Below are 17,694 nucleotides of genomic sequence, written 5' to 3' on the forward strand. Positions count from 1 at the left end.
TTTTCTTTTTCCCATTCTGAGTTTTTGGAGTTCTTCAAATGAAACGACATCAGAACAAAAGGTTCGGGTTTACTCTCATCGAATTGCTCGTGGTGATCGCCATTATTGCGATTCTGATTGCATTGCTGCTGCCAGCAGTTCAGCAGGCAAGAGAAGCGGCTCGCCGATCTCAATGTCGCAACAACCTTAAGCAGATTGCACTGGCACTGCATAACTACCATGAAACATTCAATGTGTTTCCACCGGCTGTTGTGAATCTCGCCATCGCTCCTTCAACAATTCAGGACGATCAGGGGCATTGGAACTGGACTGCATTCCTGCTTCCGTATGTTGAACAAACAACCATTTACAATGCGTTGAACGTCAATGGAGCACGTCCAAGTGACAACATTGGAACAAATACCCGATTCTTGCAGACTCCGCTTCCAGCGTTCCGATGTCCAAGTGACGATGGTCCAGCAGTGTTCAGTACGTCAACGAGTCTGGGGTATACCATTGCTCGAACAACTGGTGTGGATAACGTCGGAGTCGCCTTGTCGAACTATGTTGCGAACAACAACACCAAGTACGTGCGAATTCGTCCAGCAACGAACTCATTAGACGGAACGACTGGTGCGACAGGGATGTTCTGGGGGAACAGCAACTGCCGTATGCGTGATATTCGCGACGGGTCGAGTAATACGATCATGGTTGGGGAACGTGCTTACAAACCAGGCAGAATTCTCATGAACGCTGGGATGCTCTACGCCGTTCGTGATAAAGATGGCAACGGTCCAAGCTGCAACCAACATCCTGGTCCTGCATGGAATCAGGGCTTGATGTCATGCACCGGTAGCGTTCACTTCTCGATCAATCCAGTGTTGGTTGGTGTGGATCAGCCACAGAGTGGCTCCTACAGCAGTGTGCACACTGGCGGTGCTCACTTCGCATTTGCTGATGGTCGTGTCGCCTTCATCAGTGACAACATTAACAACAATCAGAGCAATCCGACTGACAGCGTCCTTGAAGCGATTGCAGGGATGGCCGACGGTGTTGTTGTAGGTGAATTCTAAACCGGTTTGAGGCTCGCATGTTTTGAGGTCTCTGTAAGTGGCAAGGCCACTTCCTACCGTGATGGAAGTCTGAGTTAGAAGCGTTGTCTCAAGATCTGGAGATCAACGTTTCTGGCTCAGAATTTCTACCGGATGCACCACTGGGATAGAGATTTCATTCTTTCTTCTTTTGTTTCTGTTGGTTATTTGCAGGCACCGTGTGAGGCATCCATGAGTCAATGGTCTTTTTGTGCGGCTTCGTTGTCGGTTTGTTTGTGTGTTGTCGGGATGTTCGGGTGTGGAGGTGGAAGTGACACCCCGAAGGTCTATCCTGTGAAAGGAACCGTCAAAATCGATGGGAAGCCGGTCGATGGAGCGACATTGACGTTTAACCCCACAAATGGGCGTCCATCTGTGGGGGTGACTGACGCAAATGGCGTTTATTATTTGAGATACACCGAGAATGTCGATGGTGCAATGCCGGGAGAGCACCTCGTTCAGATTCGAACGGAACGTTTTCCGTCAGGGGGGGAAGGCTCGCCTGTGATTCCTGGACGTAAGGAAATGCTTCCAGCTCACTATCACGATAAGTCAGATTTGAAAGTTGAAGTCAAAACCGAGGAAAATCAGCTCGACTTCGATTTGAAATTAAAATCGCCATAACTCTTTATGGGTATTGTGCTTTTGAATGTCTTTTTCGGTTTGTTTCTCCGATTTTATTGATCCCGGTTTGGTTTTCGGAAGACAGGTTGTGTCCGGGATCGATATGATTGGATGCGACAAAATTTCGCGCCATCTGCATTTTGAGAACGACAAAATTATGCGGAATCTTCAACGCCCAATGTTTGATCGTTTATTTGGCCGTCGTCTGACTCAGACAACGAAGTCATTGATGATCGGGATCTGCACTGGAGTTGTTGCATTTGGTGCGATCACGACAAGTGCTGTGATTGCTTCGGAGGCTCCGGCGCAACCAACGCCGGAGCAAATCCAGTTCTTCGAAAAGCACGTTCGTCCACTTCTGGTGGAACAGTGCCAGAAGTGCCACGACGAGAAGAGTTCTAAAGGGGGCCTGCGGCTTGATACCCGAGGACATATTCTCCTTGGGGGCGAGTCCGGTGCGGCGATTGAACTCGGGAAACCAGAGTCCAGTCTGTTGATGGAGGCTGTGCGTTACGAATCCTTCGAGATGCCACCTTCAAAGAAACTGGACGACGCCCAGATTGAAGTGCTCTCCAAGTGGATTGAGATGGGCGCTCCATGGCCAGGGGATGACGGGAAAGTTGCCATTCGAAAACATGGTGATCCGTTCTCTGAGGAAGACCGTAACTGGTGGGCGTTCCAACCGGTTGTTCGTCAGGTCCCTCCTGAAAGCGTTCCGCAGCCAGACTGGTGTCGTAACGAGATTGACCGCTTTATCTCTGTTCGTCACGAACAGAAGCAGCTTGTTCCTGCTCCGGAAGCCGAGCGTCGTGCGCTCATTCGTCGGGTCTATTTCGATCTGGTCGGAGTTCCGCCTTCGGCTGAAGCGATTCAGAACTTCGAGAACGATCCTGATCCGAAGGCCTATGAAAAATTGGTCGACTCGTTGCTGGCCAGCCCTCAATATGGAGAACGCTGGGCACGACATTGGCTCGATCTGGTACGGTACGCGGATTCAGATGGGTTCCGTGCAGATAACTATCGACCAGAGGCCTGGCGTTATCGCGACTACGTGATTCAGTCGTTCAACGAAGACAAGCCGTATGACTTGTTCGTCCGCGAGCAACTGGCTGGTGATGAACTCTATCCAGACAATCCCAATGCGATGGTGGCGACCGGCTATCTGCGACATGGGATTTACGAATACAACGCGCGTGACGTTAGGGGCCAGTGGGACAACATTCTGAATGAAGTCACGGATGTCACCGGAGATGTCTTCTTCGGCATGGGGTTCCAATGCGCTCGCTGTCACGATCACAAATACGATCCAATTCTGCAGAAAGACTATTTCCAGCTTCGAGCCTTCTTTGAACCGATTGTCTGGCGGGACGATGTGATCGCCGCAACCCCAGAGGCTCGCGCCGAACATAAGAAGAAGCAGGAAATCTACGACGAGAAGACAAAAGAGATTCGTGCTGAACTTGATGCCATTGTGCAGGAGTACCTTAATCGTGGGGAGAGGACAGCTGTTGAGCGTTTCCCTGACGATATCAAGGGGATGATCAAGAAGGCTCCTGCCGATCGGACGCCTGAAGAGGAACAGCTGGCGCGGTTGGCCTGGCGGCAGGTGATCTATGAGCACGAACGGGTTGATGGAATCATTCGTGGTGAAGCAAAGGACAAAGTCCTTGCATTGCGACGTCAGTTGGCTGCATTCGATAACATCAAGCCAGCTCCGCTGATGATGCCGATGATTGTGAAAGACGTCGGAGTGAATCCTCCGAAAACGATCATTCCTAAACGCAAGGTTGAGGTCGCTCCGGGATTTCCTTCAATTCTGGAAACCGAGCTGCCACAGATCCCAAAGCCAGAGAACGTCGCTGATTCAACCGGTCGACGCTCTGTGCTGGCAATGTGGCTTACTCGCCCTGAGAACCCGATTGCAACTCGCGTGATTGTGAATCGCGTCTGGCAGTATCACTTCGGTAAAGGGCTCGTTGAGAACAGCAGTGATTTCGGACGGCTTGGTGAGCCACCATCACATCCGGAACTACTGGACTGGTTGACGACGCGCTTCGTCGATGGGGGATGGAAGTTCAAGGATCTTCATCGCCTGATTGTGACTTCGGCGACATATCGCCAGAGTGCGAACCATCCGCAAATCGCTGCGTTGCAAGAGATTGATCCGTCAAACAAGTGGTATTGGCGCGGGGAGACTCGCCGTCTGGATGCAGAACAGATTCGTGACTCGATCTTCGCGGTCAGTGGTCAGCTGTCATTAGAACACGGCGGACCAGGGGTGCAGCCGGATCGTCCACGACGTTCGATTTACACTCGAATCATGCGAAACGCTCGTGATTCATTGATGGATGTGTTCGACCTTCCACAGTTCTTCTCAAGCACTTCAATTCGAAACACGACCACGTCTCCGGTGCAGTCGCTGTTGTTGATCAACAGTCAGACAATGCTGAAGCATGCGGCGGATATCGCCAGAAGTGTGAAGAATGGGGAGGAAGTCAGTGGTGATACTGCACCGCTGATCGAACGTTTGTGGTGGCGCGTCCTGGGGCGTGCTCCAGAGGCACATGAACTGGTGGGGGCTCAGGAGTTTCTCAAGGAGCAGGAGCAACGTATTCGTCAAAATCAGGTCGCTCCGGTCAGTGATAAACTCGTGACCGGGAAGATGCCTTATCGAGACGGTCAGGCACTGTTGTTCCAACCTGATGTTGATAAGGGATTGCTCTCCGTTTCGCATGATCCGCGTTTGGAGTTTGGTGACTTTACGGTAGAAGCCTTCTTCCAGTTGCGATCCGTGTTTGATTCAGGCGGAGTGCGGACAATTGCGTCGATGTGGTCCGGTCGATCGTCAGATTCAGGCTGGGTCTTCGGAGTGACCGGAAAAGGGTCTCGACGTAAGCCGCAGACGCTCGTCATGCAGATGTTTGGCAAGAATAAGGACGGGGTCGTTGTCGAGGCGGCAATGTTCTCTGATCATCATATTGAATTGAACAAACCGTACTTTGCAGCTGCGACAGTGCGGATGGGCAAGGACGGAAAGCCTGGACAGATTCACTTCTATCTGAAGGATTTGTCGAACGACGATGAGCCGATGTTCGTTGCGGAATTCGAACACAAACTGGTCTCCGCGATGAACACCAAAGATGCACTGGTCATCGGCTCACGAGGTCGGGACGGGCGGTTCCATGGGTTGATCGACGATATTCGTGTTTCCCGTGGAGCTCTTCCGCAAGCTGAGCTTCTATTGACATCCGAACGTGTGGCTCCGGCCACTGCCGGGTATTGGCGATTTGATCCCAACCCAGGGGTTTTTCAGGATACCTGTCCTGATGGACTTGGTATTCGTCCATTTGCAGACGAGCAGCAGCACGCATCTCCCTCCGAACTGGCATTTGTCGATCTCTGCCACGTGCTGTTGAATTCGAACGAGTTTCTCTACGTCGATTGAGGTTCCCGCCATGCAACATATTCACATCCCACGAACTCGACGTGAATTTCTGGCACGTAGTGGTGCCGGATTTGGTGCCCTTGCGCTGGCAGGCATGAGTTCCAGCAAGAATGTCAGAGCCGGCGCTGAAGGGGCTGCGCAACTCAACCCGATTCCGAATCTACCAGGGACAGCAAAGAGTGTCATCTTCCTGTTCATGGAAGGGGGCCCGAGCCATATGGATACGTTTGACCCAAAACCGGAATTGAACCGGCTTGAGGGGCAACATCTTCCAGAAAGTTTCGGAACCGTGATCACGGCAATGGGCGAGTTCCATGCTCCGTTGCTGGGATCAAAACGCTCATGGAAGCAGTACGGGCAGTCTGGAACCTGGGTGTCGGACTGGTTGCCATACACCGCACAATGTGTGGACGATATCGCCGTGATTCGATCCTGCTGGACCGATGGGATCAACCACTCCGCTGGTGTCTGCCAGATGAATACCTGTTCCATGCTGGGGGGGCGTCCTTCTCTCGGGAGTTGGGTGACCTATGGCCTGGGAAGTGAGAATCAGAATCTGCCTGCGTTTGTTGTGATGCAGGACAATAAGAGTTCTGTTGTGAATGGCCCGCGCAACTGGAGTGCAGGGTTTATGCCTGCGGTCTATCAGGGGGTGCATCTCACTGAAGGGAGTCAGCCGATTCCGAATCTGAACACTCCGGAAGGGGTCAGTTCAATTGCTCAGCAGGGGAAACTCGATCTGCTGACCTCGTTGAATCAGAATTACGCGGCAGCACATGCTCAGCAGTCTGAATTAGACGCTCGAATTCGCAGCTATGAGCTGGCCTTTCGGATGCAGGCTGAAGCGCCGGAAGCAGTCGATCTCTCGCAGGAAACAGCTGAGACTCAGGCTCTCTATGGTCTGGATCAGAAAGAAACCGAGAGTTACGGGCGGATGTGTCTGCTGGGACGACGGATGGTTGAACGCGGTGTCCGCTTCGTACAGCTTTATCATGGAGCCGGTAGTAAATGGGATGCCCATAAAGGGATTGAACCGAACCACTCCCGGTTGTGTGCAGCAATGGACAAGCCGGTTGCAGGTTTGTTGAAAGACCTCAAGCAGCGGGGATTGCTCGACGAAACGCTGGTGGTCTGGGGCGGTGAGTTCGGTCGTACTCCAATGTCAGAGCAGGGGGATGGTCGAGACCACAACCCGACCGGCTTCACAATGTGGATGGCCGGAGGGGGCGTTAAGGGGGGACAGACCATTGGAGCAACCGACGAGATGGGCTTGCGAGCCGTCGAAGATCGACTCCATGTTCATGACCTGCACGCCAGTATTCTGCACCTGTTGGGAATCTCCAACATGGAACTGACCTACTTCTACAAAGGCCGTCCAGAACGTCCGACTGTGAATGAAGGTTCGTTCTATAAAAAGTTGGTTACTGGTTGACGTGATCGCCGAGGAATTGCAGACTCCCTGAAACGTTTGTGTTTCGACTGAAGGACCTTCAGGGAGATTTGCAGTGCGAATTCCAAGCTTTTGTTGCGCGCGTTTGACTGGGCTGATCGCAATGACGGTCATGCTCAGCGGCGCTGTCGCTCAGGGTGATGTTCCAGTCCAGTTGAAGTTGAGTGGCGACTGGAAGATCAATGCTGTTCTTCCCGCTGAAGGTAATCGATCTGAAATCAGTGCGACGCTGGAAGTCCCTGCGGCTCCCGTCGTTTCTGTCGTCGCTGAAGAGCACAAAGGTCTCCCGGAATACAACGCGAACACTGCTGGCTATGCTCGTGGAGCGAAGCTGCAGGGAGTGCGAAATCAGGAACTGACAACACGATTTTTGCTCGTTCCGGAAAGTCTTGTCGTTCGCGCTGGTCCCGATGAATCGAGTCCGGCGTTTGTTCTCGGCAAGGACTACGACGTTGAAATGAGCTGGGGAACCATCGGGAGGTTGCCGGGCGGTGCGATTCGCGAAGGGCAACCTGTTTATCTCAGTTACCGGCATGGTCTTTCACGTCTGGATTCTGTGGTCCTGACTGGGGATCAGAAAATCGTTTACCGGGAAGGTGCTCCCGCGACCTGCATCAATCTTCCCCCAGCAATCGCCAATGGCGAAAAGCGACTCGCAAATGTCTGGATACCGGGGCTGATCACGAAGCTGACCGACGACAATCTCTTTCCAATTCTGGAAACAATGTATCCACAGGCCGCGCCGGTTTCTCCAAGTATTGCTGAACAGCAGATTCCCAAGGCGATGGCGAAAATTCGTGCAGGGGAACCACTGCGAATTCTCGCTTGGGGAGACAGTGTGACAGAGGCGACATACCTGAAAGACTTCGAGAAGACTCGTTGGCAGGTGCAGTTTGTTGAAAAGCTGCGAAAGCGGTTTCCAAACGCGAAGATCGAACTGGTCACCGAAGCCTGGGGCGGGCGTAATACCAGCAGTTACCTTGGCGTTCCGGCCGGTGAGTTGCACAACTATCAGGAGACTGTGTTAGGGGCAAAGCCGGATCTGGTGATTTCCGAGTTCGTCAACGATGCTGGGCTTCCGCCTGCGGTTGCAGAGAAGAATTACTCAAAGATTCTGAATGACTTTCAGGGGATTGGCGCTGAGTGGATTATTCTGACTCCACACTATGTTCGACCTGACTGGATGGGACTGACTCGCGAACGAGACATTGATGCTGACCCACGTCCATATGTGAAATGGATTCGAGAGTTCGCTTCGAAGCACAACATTGCTGTCGCTGAAGGCTCGCTGCGATATGGGCGTTTGTGGAGACAGGGAGTCCCTTATACGACTCTGATGACCAATGTCATCAACCATCCAGACCCGAACGGCATGACGCTGTTTGCTGATGCACTGATGGAATTGTTCCCGGAAAAATAGTGTATCTCTGGCGGCGAGAAGAACGTCAGCTCCTGTTAATTCACTGGTGAAAGGCGTGGGATTCGGGGAAAAGGGCTTGAAAATGCAGCGTTTTCACTGAAAAGACGCTGCATTTTGGGCCAAGCTCACTTGGAGTGATCCCGGAATTTCCGGAATGAATCCGATCAACGGGACTTGCGTTTGTCCTATCGGATTCAAGACAATTCGCGGCGGATTCTCGAAACGCTCCCGTTCCTGTATGATGGGGGCGTTTGAGTATCAGCGACGGGGCATTGACCCCAGCGTCATGGATCCGACAACAGTGTGTGTCGTTTCATGTTCGTCTCGGCAACAATGCTGATTCCAGTCTGGAATCAGCAGCAAACATGATTCCGATGAGTCATGCAGATTTGCCGGTCAGAAGTAGTTCCCAGTATTCATTTACTACCCGGCAGCGAAAACGTGAGTTTACTGAACGGTAGTAAGACGATTTAGGTCGACGTGGCATGAGCACAGAAAACACCCCGCCTCAAGATGATAATTTGGTCGCCGCTTCCCAGGCAGAGCCAGAAGTACCGCCAACGGATGCTGAATCCGCTGCTGAAAGTGCAGGAAAGCGGAAGATCCAATTGAATCCGCTTGGGAGTGAGGATGCCCGAGCTGTTCCTTCTCTGGGAGGAGCAGCGACACCAGCAGCGAACGCAGCACCTGTTTCAATTCCAGCTGCGAACGATGCTGATGTTGAAGCGGCAATTGCAGAAGTCGTCAGTCAGGTTGCTGCTCCGTCAGCCAAAGATGCGACTCCTCCAGGTCCAGCTGAAGCAGTTGAGATTCCAGGTGCAGAACCAATTGAAGCCTCGATCGAAGCAGCGATTGAAGCTGCTATGACCGGTGGAAGTCTGCCTGATTCGGCCGCTCCGATTGCTGCGCCTGCAACGGATCTCGAACAGCTGACTCCGGGACAGAAGATTTCCGGCGTTGTTCAGTCCGTCAGCGGCGACAGCGTGTTTGTCGACTTCGGCCTGCGTCTTTCCGGGGCGGTTCCATTTCGTCAGTTCGACGCCAAGAACCCACCGAAGGTTGGAGACACTCTGGAAGTCGTCTTCGACAAGATTGACGAAGCAGAAGGTCTGATTGTTGCCAATCGTCCTCGCGGCACTTCACAAGTGAAGGGCGACTGGGATTCAATTGCTCCGGATCAGGTCGTTGAGTGCGTCGTCACCAAGACGAACAAAGGTGGTCTGGAAGTCACAGTCAGTCGATTGCGTGGATTTATTCCGGCAAGTCAGGTTGAAATCGGATTCGTTGCTGACCTGAACGTCTATGTGGGGCAGAAATTCCGCGTTCGGGTGACGGAAGTGAACCCTGCAAAACGCAAGCTGGTTCTGAGCCGTCGGGCTCTGCTGGCTGAAGAGCGTGAAGCCTTGAAGGTGGATCTGCTTAACGAAATTCAACCGGATCAGGTTCGCACCGGTCGTGTTAAAACGATCAAAGATTACGGTGCGTTTGTTGATCTCGGCGGCATGGACGGATTCCTGCCAGTTGCTCAGATGAGCTGGGTCCGCATCGGACATCCTTCAGAAGTTCTGCAGGAAGGTCAGGAGATCGAGGTTAAGGTTCTTTCAATCGATCGTGAGAAGAACCGAATTAGCCTCGGCATGCGACAGCTTTCAGCGAACCCATGGCGATCAGCTGAAGACAAGTATGCTCAGGGAAGCACTGTGACCGGTCGGGTCACTCGTGTTGAAGCCTTTGGTGCATTTGTTGAGCTTGAGCCGGGAATCGAAGGCCTCATTCACATCAGTGAACTGGAGCATCGACGTATCAAACGAGTGACCGAGATTCTGAACGTCGGCGACACTGCTGAGGTTCAGGTGATCGAAGTCGATCCGAAAAAGAAGCGGATTAGCCTGTCAGCGAAAGCTCTGAAAGAGAAGCCACCTGAGATGGTTCGTCCTAAAGACGAAGATCTGTCTCCGGGCAAAGGTCAGGCTTACGAGCGGAAACGCAAAGAGCCTCTCAAGGGCGGAACCGGCGATCCAAAGCAGCGCGGTGGATTGTTTGGCAATCCTCGTGACTTCAATTCGTAATATGAGTTGAAATGCAGGCTCTCAGGTGATCTGAGAGAGTGCATTCGAGTCTGAGAAATCAGCAGAGCAGGGGAGTCAGCTACGGTTGGCTCCCCTGCTTTTTTTGTTGGCAGTTCGGTGTTACACCAAGGGTGTGCCAGTCATGTGACATGAAACCAGCGGTGTGAGCGATTGTGAAGCGTGGACTATTTGTGATCTTGTGTCTGATGGCTGCTGTCGTCCCGCTGGTGAACATCAACTTGATGAGCGTCGGGATGGCCCGTTTCACCTGAGTGATGGTGTTCGGGGAACTTGAGCTCACAGCAGTTTCCTTTTCGTCTGAGCCAGTTCAGGCTCCGTTGGACTGACGGCATCCGCAGGCCCTTTCTCAGAAATTCATGTTTGCCGGGAAGATCCATCAGCGCCAGCCCCAAGAGGAGCCACGGGACACCGGGCCCTGGAAGAAAGGAAAAAGCGATGCCAGTCGCAAGCATGGCCGCTCCGAGGATGTTCCGTATCACGACCCAGGCTGCATGAAGAATGGGGTGTCGGTCGTGTGGACGATGTCCTGTACGCAGGAAGAAGTCAGCAGGGATCAGGCAGATTAAAAGCCAAAGGATGCCAAAGGTCACCACGCTCGTTACGAGCATCACCACAAACCAGATCGCAGCTGCGGCCCAGAGTGAATTCGGTAATCCAAGCATCTCTGCCATGCAGAGTCGACTTTCCGGGGTTCTTCAGGCAGATCACTTAACTAAACGAAGTCAGGCTGTAACCGGAACATGTCTGCTCTGTTTCCCGGTCGACTCGTTGTCGGTGCCATCGGCGTCCGTGGGGCACCTCATTGACGGGCTTGCGGGTATTCTACGGAAGAATCTGCAGTCGTCTGTATCAGGGAATCCCATTTTGAGGGGGAAACGATGAATTCCACCCTGCGGATATGGTCAGTCAGCTTTATCGTGAACGGTGATCAATCAAAGTTGACAAATCCGATGGGGAAGGCATGAAAATTTGATCAGTTTGGTCTATCGTGTGCACTGGTGCGAGGGCACTTTTTCAAAGTGATTCCGGCAACGGATTCTTTGGTGTGTCAGTCCGTAACCCCATGATTTATATTAGTTTATCCCAAGGATTAACGTCAGGTGCCGGACATCTGCTGTTGATGCCAAGGTGATTTCGCACCAACCCCGGGAGAAGCCTGCCGTGCTGAGAGGCATGGGCTGTGGAACGAACGCCGGGAGTTGAGTGTTCATTAAAAGACGGTCGTTTCAGGACGGTCGACGAGCGGAGTTTGTGACGTGCCGATTATCAGTGTCGAAAGTGATTGGCTGAATCAACTGTTAGGGCGTGCTTACGCGGTTGAAGAACTGGCTGATTCGCTCGAGCAAATTGGCTGCGATGTCGACGATGTGCTCGAAATTGATCGCTTTCGTTGCCCGAAGTGCGAACAGATCGTTGAGGCGTCTCTTGGTGCCGACACGACCAGCCGTTGCAACTGGTGTGAGTACGAGCAGGAAAACGCATTTGAACGCGTTGGACGCAGTACCGTCATTCGTCTTGATCTTCTTGCCGCTCGCCCGGACCTGTTTGACGTGGGCGGAATCGCTCGCGCATTGAAAGGCTATCTGGGGCTGGTCGACGGGTTGCCAGAGTATTCTGCCACTCCGTCCGGGCTCGTCGTGAATGTGGACGCTGCGGTGAACAGTGAGGACTGTCAGCGACCGTTCATTCGTTGTGCGGTCATTGAAATGCCGGCCATTAACGATGTGACTCTTGTCTCGTTGATGAAGCTGCAGGAAGCGTTGCATTGGGGCGTTGGCCGCGATCGTAAGCTGGCGTCAATCGGGGTGTATAACCTTGATGCGATTCAAGGACCGATCACCTATACGACAATCGATCCTGACACGGAACGCTTTGAACCATTGGGTCGCGCTGGCGAACCGATGACAGGGCGTGAGGTTCTGGAGAAGCATCCAAAGGGGATTGGATACGCTCGATTACTTGCTGATCACAAGCGGTATCCTGTGCTGAAAGATGCCAAAGGGACCGTGTTGTCCATGCCGCCGATTATTAACAGCGAATCGACGAAGGTAAAACATGGGTCGACTCGCCTGTTTGTGGATGTGACCGGGATCAGCCTGTCTGCGGTGATCAAATCACTGGATACATTCGTCTCGTCGTTGCTTGAGTTAGGAGGGACGGCTCAGACTGTTCAGATTCTCGGGGGCGATGTGCCTGAACTGGTCTCGCCCGATCTGAGCCCACGATCAATGGAGATTGAACTGAGTGCGGCCAAACGCTGGTTGGGGTTGCCACTTGATGAAGCAACTCTGGTGAAATCGCTCCGTCGGATGCGGTTGGATGCGACACCGGTTCAAGGTGATTCGAACCGGTTCTCGGTCTGCTTCCCGGCCCTTCGAACCGACTTCAAACATATGGTCGACGTCTTTGAAGACCTCGCCATCGGGTTCGGTTACAAGAACATTGTGCCGAGTCTGGCAAGTCAGGCGACGACCGGCCTGGGACGTCCGGAAGAAGATGCGAGTGAGCCGGTTCGCAGTGTGCTGCTGGGACTCGGATACTCGGAGATCATGAGTCTTCCGATGACGACGGAAGATCTGCACTTCGGGAAATTCCGCCTGCCGGTTCCGGAGCATTACGCACGGATTGCGAATCCGAAACTGAAGGCGATGACAGTGGTACGGTCTCACTTGATGACCGGGTTGATGGAGCATCTGCGTGAAAATCGCCGCGCTCCGCTACCGCTGCAGTTCTTCGAACTTGATAACGTCACCGTTCTCGATTCGGCTGCGGAAACGGGTGCCCGAGAGGAACGACACCTCTCTGTTGTGATCATGGGGAAAGAGGCAAGTTACGCAACGCTGCGATCAGTTGTTGATGCACTGCTGTTTGAATTGCAGTTGACTGGCACTTACACCGCTGATGATCATCGCTCGTTCATCACTGGTCGCGTTGCCGCATTGAAAACCGATGGAGAAGTGTCCGGGGTTCTTGGCGAACTTCATCCGGAAGTGATTCTTGGCTTCGGTCTCGATCACCCGGTCGCTATTGCCGAACTGAAGATTCTGAACGTTAAGTAAGTACGCTTTCAACTGAAGTCGCTCAACTCCAGTCTGTTTACATCAGGCACCTGACCTTTCGGGTGTCTGATGCATTTCATGGATTGCCTGTTGAGGCCAGTTACGATTGCAACGAACTTGTGTCCCTGTCAAAGAACTGAGTGTGATGGCGTCCCAGCAAATTCGTTGCGTCGTTTTTGATGCCGTTGGGACGTTGATTCACCCTGAACCATCTGTTTCTCAGGTGTACTTCGACGCTGCGAGGAAGTTCGGGAACGATGTCTCTGTTGATGAGATTCGTGTCCGCTTTCGCAAATTGATGTCGGGGCGCCCGGCAACCCTTCAGACAGATGAAGCGAGTGAACGCGAATTCTGGCGGAATGCGGTTCAGTTTGTTGTCGGGGAAGTGTCTGACCCTTCAGCCTGCTTTGAAGAGTTGTATCGACACTTCGCCCTGCCGGAAAACTGGCGAGTCAGTCCGGGAACGGCTGAGACGTTAGAGACGCTTGCCAGAAGAGGTGTCACCGTTTGCATCGCCTCCAATTTTGACGAGCGTCTGATTGAGATCGTCAACGGGAAGGCGGAGCTGAAAGAAATACAGCATCTGTTTGTGTCATCTGTATTAGGATGGCGGAAGCCTGCTCCGGAGTTTTATGCTGCGATCGCTGCTGCTGTGCCGGTTGCGATGAATGAAATATTGATGGTGGGTGATGATTACGAACTTGATGTCGCCGCATCGATTGACGTGGGGATGAATGCCCTACATCTCACGACGGAGATCGCAGGGCCCGGGACGATTCAGACGATTCCAGAAGTCCTGCACTATTGTGGAATGGCTTGATTCTCCTGATCGCGAGAACATGTGGTGAGACTATGGAAGAGAAAAAGTCGTCGGCTGGATTGCTGATGGTCCTCGTTAATGGACTGTGTCTCTTCACAGTGCTTGGGTTTCTTCTTCGTGTCACGATTCGCGATTTCTGGCACGTTCCTGGCGTGTTCTTTTACATGACACCGTTGCCAATTCTTGCCGTCGCGGGAGCCGTTTGCTTCCTTGCGTATTCCACATCGAAATTACATCGGCGTACTTTTCTTTGTGCGGCCATTCTTGTCATCACGATTCCATGGTTGCTCGCACAGGATTTTCGCTGGCAGGGTGCAGAACCGGTTGTCACATCAAGCGACCAACCGTTGAGAGTTCTGTTCTGGAATGTCGCACGACGAGATGACCTGACTGCGACTTTGAATGAGATTCGCTCGGCCAACGCCGATGTTGTCGGGTTGGTTGAACTGACTGGAGCGACTGAGGACCGTCGAGCACTATTGAGAGAGACGCTACCTGAATACGGCGTCAGCGTGTTAGGGAGCAATATGTATCTGCTCGCCAAAGGAGAGAGCGGTGAATCCGTTCCGAGAGAGCTCGGAGGGAATTCAGCGGCACGTACTTTAGAAGTCAGAGTACGGGGAGAGTTGTGGCGAATTTTGTTGGTCGATATCGATTCGGATTTGAAACGGTCGCGGTCACGGGATCTGCAGATGCTCGCCGAGTTCTGTACGGACTACGCAGACCAGAATTTGATTGTGATGGGCGACTTCAATACGCCAATCGATTCACTTCATTATGCCGGTTTGCGTCAGTCGCATCGTGAGCTATACGAAGTTGCAGGAAGTGGGTATTCACCAACCTGGCCAGTGCCGCTGCCTGTCCTGCGGATTGATCAGATGTGGTTCAATTCACGTGTCACACCGGTCGGGTATCGTAAGATCACGACATCGCTGTCTGATCATAGTGCGTTAGAAGGAGCGTTTCTCGTCAATCGAGATGCGGGACCTGCCGCCGAACCTTCAAGATGATCTGCGGTCCAGCAGTGTGCTTTCCATTCGCATTCACTCGATGTTTGCGATCAATGAAAAAAGCGGAATGGTGCCCTGAATGCAGGGACACCTATTCCGCTCTCTTATTAGTGCCGACCATTCTCGCGACCCAATGATTGGGGCCTGCGGGATTACTTCTTCATCTCAATGTCGAACGTCTCTGCTGACGTTGAAGAAACTGTGACCTTCAACCCGGAGGTGTTTGGATTGTGATATTTAGGTGGAATGTTTTTAACCGGCTTAAGTGAGGTTCCACCTGGGCTGGTTGCTGTGTCTGGTATGACGATCAGTGGTGGGGTGACAGTGACTTTGTATTCCCCCAGTGAAAGGCCTGGATTTCCAGACCCTTGGACATTGTAGGTCCCGTCCTCTTTGATTTTGACCTGAACAGAGACACCCTCTCCTGCTGGAATGAAGGTGACCTCTCCTTCGGAAACAGGTTCACCATCATAGGTAACCTTGCCGGAGAGAGTTCCCAGCTCCTTCGAGCTGGACTTCGAACATCCAGAGAATGGCAATGCGACCAGACAGATCGTCAGGGCAAGAAGAAATTGTTTCATCGTTGTTGGGTGGCTTTGTTTCGAACCGTGAGTGAAATGAACGCGTCTGTGATCAACCATGTTGTTGATCACAGACGGTTTAAGTGTGCCAAATATCCGACCGGAACTGTCTTAGAATTCGCCAACGACGTTGCCGTCATCTTTGTTTGCGAGATTCCTGAGCGTCTGCATAAAGATGCTGTCAGACACGAAGCGGACGGAACCATCACCCAGCAGGACGTGAGCTCCGCCTGTGTGTGGGGAGAGCAGTGGGGTGTTGCAGCATTGAACTGCGGAGCCAGCGCTTCCTCCAGAGGAGAGGTCTACGACGTTCTGCAAGTTAATTGGAACATTGTGGTGAATCGTTGTCAGTCCGAAGCACCGGTGATAGTTGGTTGTTGATGTCCCGGACCCATAGGTGCCGTTCCCATTGACGTCATTCGGGGTTGCTTCTGATCCCATCCAGAGTCCTGAACCGTAGCGGACGTTATGTTGGTTCCCACCGAGCTTTGTGTAGTTCGATTGCTCCCCAATCAGAATTGTGTTTGAGGATCCATCGGACATGTCGCGGAACTTGGTACTGGAGTTGTGAAACAGAACACCGCCGCGTGAGACTGGACCACGCAATGCATTGTTGTCGGTAGTGCGGTGGTCATTTGCTCCGCGAATCCCCACATATGATCCCATCTGCAGGACTGTGGTCTGTGAAGATGGGTTTGAGGCTGTTGAAGTTTCAGGGAGTGTACTGGAAGGGCAGATGAACGCTGGGACTTTCGTGTCGTTGAGAGCGTCGCGATTCACTGCTGACACTGCACTCCCAAACCAGAACAAGCTCCCACTTGGGCGGAAGTCGAGTTTGTTGTAGGCGTTGGCAAATTCCACGTATGGGAGCAGGTGAACCCAGAATGTGCTGAGATGTGCCGGAGAAGCGGAAACGACGTTTCCTGGTGGAAACACGCCGAATGTGTCTGCGTAGTTGTGGAATGCCAGACCGATCTGCTTCAGGTTGTTCTTGCACTGAGATCGGCGAGCGGCTTCACGCGCCTGTTGTACTGCAGGCAGGAGAAGGGCAATCAGGATCGCAATAATCGCGATCACAACAAGGAGTTCAATCAGGGTGAAGCCGGTGCTTCGATGCTTTTTCAGCGGGGAGTTCATCTCGGAAGGTTCCTGAAAATATTGGAAAAAGGTAGGCAATTGCAGAATGTGCGGTTGGGAATAAATCGCGTAGAGGGGTAATCATATGTTGAATATGTCTGTACGACAATGTTGCCGAAGTGCCCAGCTGGGACTGGAAAAAAAGTGCACAAAGATTCAGCGGAATACTTCGGCAAGTTCGATTGTGTTCGCGGGCGAATCGAATAGGACTTTGTGTTGTAAGTGACTATTGGTGCGTTGTTTATGTGTTTGGCGAGGTTGGTGTTGAAAACCTCGTTGAGTGAAGCCCCGTTGAGATCAGCTGAGGGGACTGCCTGACGAGAAGTCGTTGGAAGACCCCTGTAAACGAGTGGGGGTGGCTTTCAGCTGGTTCCCGATCCCGGAAGTCCCTGAGACAGATCACGGGAAAAGGCGAGGCGAGTCTGCGGAACTCGCCAAGGTAAGAGACCAGAGATGTCTCAAGCGAAGCAGAAAATGAGATTCAGTTTGTTTGTCGCGGGGAGGCGGACGAGACGTAAATAGGACCGTCCCTGCCGGTGTCGATCACCGCCGGACCAGCTTCGTCAGAGCTGATTTTCTTGCGTCATTTACTGCCAGCGGAGTTCATTGGCAGTCTGAATCAGAACGAGTTCAGGTCGAGAATTGTCGCTCGTTCGCTTCGGCGATGCTGTCAATCAGGAGTTGTTTGGTGCGGTCCAATCCCAGCAATCCAATGGCATGTTGGAGAGAACGAATGTTCTGTTGATTGCCCAGCTTCACAGCATTTACCGACTTGATGATCAGGACCGCCAGAGCAGGATGGACCTGCAGTCGACTAACAACGTCTTTGAGATTGACGCCTTCATCTGACAAGAGCTCCAGCACATATTCGAGTTCCTCGCGAGGGACATTCGACAGGAAGTGCGGTTGCGAAATCTCGTGTGGCTGATGATGGTTTCGAAAGTCCATGGCTCTGTTCGATCAAGCGTCGTTGTGAGTTCTTCAGTTG

General features: G+C 52.6%; 13 protein-coding genes. 9 read left to right on the plus strand and 4 right to left on the minus strand.

Features of this window, described 5'->3' with window-relative positions; translation table 11 throughout:
- Positions 1-38: 38 nt before the first annotated feature.
- The 6 genes from SH527x_RS18755 (at position 39) to SH527x_RS18780 (ending at position 10,078) form a co-directional block, all read left to right on the plus strand.
- Complete coding sequence (locus SH527x_RS18755; RefSeq protein ID WP_437192218.1) at positions 39-1,052, plus strand: DUF1559 domain-containing protein; 1,014 nt, start codon at positions 39-41, stop codon at positions 1,050-1,052.
- 210 nt (positions 1,053-1,262) lie between these two features.
- Positions 1,263-1,694 (plus strand): carboxypeptidase regulatory-like domain-containing protein, encoded by a 432-nt coding sequence (locus SH527x_RS18760; protein ID WP_437192219.1) that lies wholly within the window; start codon positions 1,263-1,265, stop codon positions 1,692-1,694.
- A gap of 157 nt (positions 1,695-1,851) precedes the next feature.
- Positions 1,852-5,139, plus strand: a complete 3,288-nt coding sequence (locus SH527x_RS18765) for a DUF1549 domain-containing protein (protein ID WP_437192220.1) — start codon at positions 1,852-1,854, stop codon at positions 5,137-5,139.
- Between the two features lie 10 nt (positions 5,140-5,149).
- Positions 5,150-6,571, plus strand: a complete 1,422-nt coding sequence (locus SH527x_RS18770) for a DUF1501 domain-containing protein (RefSeq protein WP_437192221.1) — start codon at positions 5,150-5,152, stop codon at positions 6,569-6,571.
- A 121-nt stretch (positions 6,572-6,692) separates the two neighbouring features.
- Positions 6,693-8,009: an SGNH/GDSL hydrolase family protein gene (locus tag SH527x_RS18775; RefSeq protein WP_437192222.1), complete on the plus strand. Its 1,317-nt coding sequence runs from the start codon at positions 6,693-6,695 to the stop codon at positions 8,007-8,009.
- A 485-nt stretch (positions 8,010-8,494) separates the two neighbouring features.
- The gene (locus SH527x_RS18780) at positions 8,495-10,078 is read left to right on the plus strand and encodes a S1 RNA-binding domain-containing protein (RefSeq protein ID WP_437192223.1); all 1,584 of its coding nucleotides are present in this window, start codon (positions 8,495-8,497) and stop codon (positions 10,076-10,078) included.
- Between the two features lie 185 nt (positions 10,079-10,263).
- On the opposite strand, the gene SH527x_RS18785 is transcribed toward SH527x_RS18780, so the two are convergent.
- Positions 10,264-10,770, minus strand: coding sequence for a hypothetical protein (locus SH527x_RS18785; protein WP_437192224.1), 507 nt, complete (start codon positions 10,768-10,770; stop codon positions 10,264-10,266).
- A gap of 585 nt (positions 10,771-11,355) precedes the next feature.
- Between SH527x_RS18785 and pheT the strand changes: the two genes are divergently transcribed.
- The 3 genes from pheT (at position 11,356) to SH527x_RS18800 (ending at position 14,988) form a co-directional block, all read left to right on the plus strand.
- On the plus strand, positions 11,356-13,158 hold the full coding sequence (pheT, locus tag SH527x_RS18790) for a phenylalanine--tRNA ligase subunit beta (protein WP_437192225.1): 1,803 nt from the start codon (positions 11,356-11,358) through the stop codon (positions 13,156-13,158).
- Between the two features lie 145 nt (positions 13,159-13,303).
- Positions 13,304-13,978: an HAD-IA family hydrolase gene (locus tag SH527x_RS18795; RefSeq protein ID WP_437192226.1), complete on the plus strand. Its 675-nt coding sequence runs from the start codon at positions 13,304-13,306 to the stop codon at positions 13,976-13,978.
- A 32-nt stretch (positions 13,979-14,010) separates the two neighbouring features.
- Positions 14,011-14,988: an endonuclease/exonuclease/phosphatase family protein gene (locus SH527x_RS18800; RefSeq protein ID WP_437192227.1), complete on the plus strand. Its 978-nt coding sequence runs from the start codon at positions 14,011-14,013 to the stop codon at positions 14,986-14,988.
- Between the two features lie 152 nt (positions 14,989-15,140).
- Here the strand turns inward: SH527x_RS18800 and SH527x_RS18805 are convergent, their stop codons facing one another.
- The 3 genes from SH527x_RS18805 to SH527x_RS18815 form a co-directional block, all read right to left on the minus strand.
- Complete coding sequence (locus tag SH527x_RS18805) at positions 15,141-15,569, minus strand: carboxypeptidase-like regulatory domain-containing protein (RefSeq protein ID WP_437192228.1); 429 nt, start codon at positions 15,567-15,569, stop codon at positions 15,141-15,143.
- Between the two features lie 111 nt (positions 15,570-15,680).
- Positions 15,681-16,706, minus strand: a complete 1,026-nt coding sequence (locus SH527x_RS18810) for a DUF1559 domain-containing protein (RefSeq protein ID WP_437192229.1) — start codon at positions 16,704-16,706, stop codon at positions 15,681-15,683.
- A 630-nt stretch (positions 16,707-17,336) separates the two neighbouring features.
- Entirely contained in the window at positions 17,337-17,654 is a 318-nt protein-coding gene (locus SH527x_RS18815) for an HDOD domain-containing protein (protein WP_437192230.1), read from the minus strand.
- Positions 17,655-17,694: the final 40 nt, after the last annotated feature.

Source organism: Planctomicrobium limosum (genome assembly GCF_051465645.1).
In the GTDB taxonomy this organism is placed as follows: domain Bacteria; phylum Planctomycetota; class Planctomycetia; order Planctomycetales; family Planctomycetaceae; genus Planctomicrobium.